Source organism: Roseateles sp. GW823-FHT07B05, assembly GCF_058794515.1.
Map to the genome: position 1 here is coordinate 1 of NZ_JBXAGX010000030.1, position 5,547 is coordinate 5,547.

Genomic DNA, 5,547 nt, shown 5'->3' on the forward strand with positions numbered 1-5,547 from the left:
GGGTTGGCTTTGAATAATAGCCTGACGATGACCTACTTTCACACGGGAATCCGCACTATCATCGGCGCTGACTCGTTTCACTGTCCTGTTCGGGATGGGAAGGAGTGGGACCAAGTCGCTATGGTCGTCAGGCTTGACTGGTTGGCTTGTTGACGGGGTCAACAAACCCAATTCGTAGAGTCAGCAGAACTTGGTCTGCACATTGCATTTGCATGCAACGGAATCAGTATATTTTGATTGCGTCTTCAGACTTCTGAAGAACAGCATAACTTGAACACTCACCTTGATCTGCAATCATGTTGATTGGGCAGTCAAAGTTATAGGGTCAAGCCTCACGGGCAATTAGTACTGGTTAGCTTAACGCATTACTGCGCTTCCACACCCAGCCTATCAACGTCCTGGTCTCGAACGACCCTTCAGGGGGCTCAAGGCCCCGGCAAGACTCATCTTGAGACGAGTTTCCCGCTTAGATGCTTTCAGCGGTTATCTCTTCCGCACTTAGCTACTCGGCAATGCCACTGGCGTGACAACCGATACACCAGAGGTGCGTCCACTCCGGTCCTCTCGTACTAGGAGCAGGCTCTCTCAATCTTGCAGCGCCCACGGAAGATAGGGACCAAACTGTCTCACGACGTTTTAAACCCAGCTCACGTACCTCTTTAAATGGCGAACAGCCATACCCTTGGGACCGGCTACAGCCCCAGGATGAGATGAGCCGACATCGAGGTGCCAAACACCGCCGTCGATATGAACTCTTGGGCGGTATCAGCCTGTTATCCCCAGAGTACCTTTTATCCGTTGAGCGATGGCCCTTCCATACAGAACCACCGGATCACTTTGTCCTACTTTCGTACCTGCTCGACTTGTCAGTCTCGCAGTCAAGCACGCTTATGCCAATGCACTATCGTCACGATTTCCGACCGTAACTAGCGTACCTTCGAACTCCTCCGTTACACTTTGGGAGGAGACCGCCCCAGTCAAACTGCCCACCATACACTGTCCCCAACCCGGATAACGGGCCAAGGTTAGAACCTCAAACACACCAGGGTGGTATTTCAACGTTGGCTCCATAAGATCTAGCGACCTTACTTCAAAGCCTCCCACCTATCCTACACAGATCTGTTCAAAGTCCAATGTAAAGCTACAGTAAAGGTTCATGGGGTCTTTCCGTCTTTCCGCGGGGAGATTGCATCATCACAAACATTTCAACTTCGCTGAGTCTCTGGAGGAGACAGTGTGGCCATCATTACTCCATTCGTGCAGGTCGGAACTTACCCGACAAGGAATTTCGCTACCTTAGGACCGTTATAGTTACGGCCGCCGTTTACTGGGACTTCAGTCAAGAGCTTGCACCCCATCATTTAATCTTCCAGCACCGGGCAGGAGTCACACCCTATACGTCGACTTTCGTCTTTGCAGAGTGCTGTGTTTTTAATAAACAGTTGCAGCCACCGATTCTCTGCGGCCTCATTGGGCTCCCCTTGTACAGGTTCACCTACTAAAGGCACACCTTCTTCCGAAGTTACGGTGTCAATTTGCCGAGTTCCTTCTCCAGAGTTCTCTCAAGCGCCTTAGAATACTCATCTCGCGCACCAGTGTCGGTTTGCGGTACGGTCGTCAATAGCTGAAGCTTAGTGGCTTTTCCTGGAAGCAGGGTATCACTCACTTCGTCTGCAAGCAGACTCGTTATCACCCCTCATCTAAGCCCGGCGGATTTGCCTACCAGGCACGACTACAGGCTTGAACCGGGACATCCAACACCCGGCTGAGCTAACCTTCTCCGTCCCCACATCGCACTATTGATCGGTACAGGAATATTGACCTGTTTCCCATCAGCTACGCATCTCTGCCTCGCCTTAGGGGCCGACTCACCCTACGCCGATGAACGTTGCGTAGGAAACCTTGCGCTTTCGGCGAGGGGGCTTTTCACCCCCTTTAACGCTACTCATGTCAGCATTCGCACTTCTGATACCTCCAGCAGGCTTCACAACCCACCTTCACAGGCTTACAGAACGCTCTCCTACCACGTGCAATAAATTGCACATCCGCAGCTTCGGTAACTGGCTTAGCCCCGTTACATCTTCCGCGCAGGACGACTCGATCAGTGAGCTATTACGCTTTCTTTAAATGATGGCTGCTTCTAAGCCAACATCCTGACTGTTTTAGCCTTCCCACTTCGTTTCCCACTTAGCCAATTTTAGGGACCTTAGCTGGCGGTCTGGGTTGTTTCCCTCTTGAGTCCGGACGTTAGCACCCGGTGCTCTGTCTCCCAAGCTGTACTCTGCGGTATTCGGAGTTTGCCAAGGTTTGGTAAGTCGCCATGACCCCCTAGCCTAAACAGTGCTCTACCCCCGCAGGTAATACTTGAGGCACTACCTAAATAGTTTTCGGAGAGAACCAGCTATTTCCAAGTTTGTTTAGCCTTTCACCCCTATCCACAGCTCATCCGCTAGTTTTGCAACACTAGTCGGTTCGGACCTCCAGCACCTGTTACGGTACCTTCATCCTGGCCATGGATAGATCACTTGGTTTCGGGTCTACACCCAGCGACTATTCGCCCTATTCGGACTCGATTTCTCTACGGCTTCCCTATTCGGTTAACCTCGCCACTGAATGTAAGTCGCTGACCCATTATACAAAAGGTACGCAGTCACCCTTGCGGGCTCCTACTTTTTGTATGCATGCGGTTTCAGGATCTATTTCACTCCCCTCCCGGGGTTCTTTTCGCCTTTCCCTCACGGTACTTGTTCACTATCGGTCGATTACGAGTATTTAGCCTTGGAGGATGGTCCCCCCATATTCAGACAGGATTTCACGTGTCCCGCCCTACTCTATTCGCGCCTAGTTCCACAATCTGCATTTCTCATACGGGGCTATCACCCGCTGTGGCCGGACTTTCCATTCCGTTCTGATATACAAACTGCTAAAACGCGAGGGCTACTCCGATTTCGCTCGCCACTACTTTCGGAATCTCGGTTGATGTCTTTTCCTCGAGCTACTGAGATGTTTCAGTTCACCCGGTTCGCCACAATGACCTATGTATTCAGTCAGAGTTACTGCTTGCGCAGTGGGTTTCCCCATTCGGAAATCTCCGGATCAAAGCTAATTTGCCAGCTCCCCGAAGCTTATCGCAGGCTATCACGTCCTTCGTCGCCTGTAATCGCCAAGGCATCCACCACATGCACTTAGTCACTTGACCCTATAACTTTGACAGCGCTGACTGCACTGTCGTCAAGGACTCAATTCAGATCCTCAGATCCAAACTGTTTTTGAGTATTCACGCGTTACGCCGTTCTTCATACCTAATCAATTTCTTGCTTAGTTGAAGTCTATGTTTGACGCAATCAAAATCATTGCTAGCGGCACGGTGCATCTGTTGATGCTTTCCGCTAGCAACGCTGATTCGACTCTACAAATTGTTAAAGAACAACAGCCGATCTTTCGATCAAGAGCTGGTAAACCTCAACGAACATTGCTATTCGCTAAGGTTTACCAACTACTGTGAGTGAAACTGGTGGAGGATGACGGGATCGAACCGACGACCCCCTGCTTGCAAAGCAGGTGCTCTCCCAGCTGAGCTAATCCCCCGATTCCTCGTGGTGGGTCTGGCTGGATTCGAACCAGCGACCCCCGCCTTATCAAGACGGTGCTCTAACCGACTGAGCTACAGACCCACGCGAAACTTGTTTGCGTCGCTCTGTATCATCGCCAGGCTTGTTGAGGCCAGCTCCACAGGCACGCGATTTCACTCACTGTTGTATGACAGCCGATAAGTGTGGGCGCTTGAAACTAAGTGCTTGAGCTTTCGCTCTTTAGTTTGATCTTGCTCTGCAAGTCCCGAAGAACCTACGAGGCGCGATCTATCTAGAAAGGAGGTGATCCAGCCGCACCTTCCGATACGGCTACCTTGTTACGACTTCACCCCAGTCACGAACCCTGCCGTGGTAATCGCCCTCCTTGCGGTTAGGCTAACTACTTCTGGCAGAACCCGCTCCCATGGTGTGACGGGCGGTGTGTACAAGACCCGGGAACGTATTCACCGCGGCAAGCTGATCCGCGATTACTAGCGATTCCGACTTCACGCAGTCGAGTTGCAGACTACGATCCGGACTACGACCGGGTTTCTGGGATTAGCTCCCCCTCGCGGGTTGGCAGCCCTCTGTCCCGGCCATTGTATGACGTGTGTAGCCCTACCCATAAGGGCCATGATGACCTGACGTCATCCCCACCTTCCTCCGGTTTGTCACCGGCAGTCTCATTAGAGTGCCCTTTCGTAGCAACTAATGACAAGGGTTGCGCTCGTTGCGGGACTTAACCCAACATCTCACGACACGAGCTGACGACGGCCATGCAGCACCTGTGTTCTGGCTCTCTTTCGAGCACTCCCAAATCTCTTCAGGATTCCAGACATGTCAAGGGTAGGTAAGGTTTTTCGCGTTGCATCGAATTAAACCACATCATCCACCGCTTGTGCGGGTCCCCGTCAATTCCTTTGAGTTTCAACCTTGCGGCCGTACTCCCCAGGCGGTCAACTTCACGCGTTAGCTACGTTACTGAGAAGAAACCCTCCCAACAACCAGTTGACATCGTTTAGGGCGTGGACTACCAGGGTATCTAATCCTGTTTGCTCCCCACGCTTTCGTGCATGAGCGTCAGTACAGGTCCAGGGGATTGCCTTCGCCATCGGTGTTCCTCCGCATATCTACGCATTTCACTGCTACACGCGGAATTCCATCCCCCTCTACCGTACTCTAGCTATGCAGTCACAAAGGCAGTTCCCAGGTTGAGCCCGGGGATTTCACCTCTGTCTTGCATAACCGCCTGCGCACGCTTTACGCCCAGTAATTCCGATTAACGCTTGCACCCTACGTATTACCGCGGCTGCTGGCACGTAGTTAGCCGGTGCTTATTCTTCAGGTACCGTCATGAGGCGTCTTTATTAGAAACACCCTTTTCTTCCCTGACAAAAGCGGTTTACAACCCGAAGGCCTTCTTCCCGCACGCGGCATGGCTGGATCAGACTTGCGTCCATTGTCCAAAATTCCCCACTGCTGCCTCCCGTAGGAGTCTGGGCCGTGTCTCAGTCCCAGTGTGGCTGGTCGTCCTCTCAGACCAGCTACAGATCGTAGGCTTGGTAGGCCTTTACCCCACCAACTACCTAATCTGATATCGGCCGCTCCAATCGCGCGAGGTCTTGCGATCCCCCGCTTTCACCCTCAGGTCGTATGCGGTATTAGCTGCTCTTTCGAGCAGTTATCCCCCACGACTGGGCACGTTCCGATACATTACTCACCCGTTCGCCACTCGTCAGCTTAACCTGTTACCGTTCGACTTGCATGTGTAAGGCATGCCGCCAGCGTTCAATCTGAGCCAGGATCAAACTCTATAGTTCGATCTTGAATTTACTCAACGGAATCGACTTAAACCATTTGCATGATTCAAATCTAATTTCCGTGAGCGTTTAAAGTCCGAAGGACCGTTGCAAGTCACCTTGCAACATCACTTCGCCTCAAACGCCCACGCTTATCGGCTGTTAATTATTAAAGA

Annotated in this window: 2 tRNA genes and 3 rRNA genes; all 5 read right to left on the reverse strand. The window is 51.8% G+C overall.

Features of this window, described 5'->3' with window-relative positions:
• Nucleotides 1-19: 19 nt before the first annotated feature.
• The 5 genes from rrf to AC1Q7O_RS27455 all read right to left on the reverse strand — a co-directional run bounded on the left by rrf (nucleotide 20) and on the right by AC1Q7O_RS27455 (nucleotide 5,392).
• A 5S ribosomal RNA gene (rrf, locus tag AC1Q7O_RS27435) occupies nucleotides 20-132 on the reverse strand.
• A gap of 189 nt (nucleotides 133-321) precedes the next feature.
• A 23S ribosomal RNA gene (locus AC1Q7O_RS27440) occupies nucleotides 322-3,199 on the reverse strand.
• A 313-nt stretch (nucleotides 3,200-3,512) separates the two neighbouring features.
• A tRNA-Ala gene (locus AC1Q7O_RS27445) sits at nucleotides 3,513-3,588 on the reverse strand.
• A gap of 9 nt (nucleotides 3,589-3,597) precedes the next feature.
• Nucleotides 3,598-3,674, reverse strand: a tRNA-Ile gene (locus AC1Q7O_RS27450).
• Between the two features lie 194 nt (nucleotides 3,675-3,868).
• Nucleotides 3,869-5,392, reverse strand: a 16S ribosomal RNA gene (locus AC1Q7O_RS27455).
• The 16S, 23S and 5S rRNA genes sit together here with 2 tRNA genes alongside, the layout of an rRNA operon.
• Nucleotides 5,393-5,547: the final 155 nt, after the last annotated feature.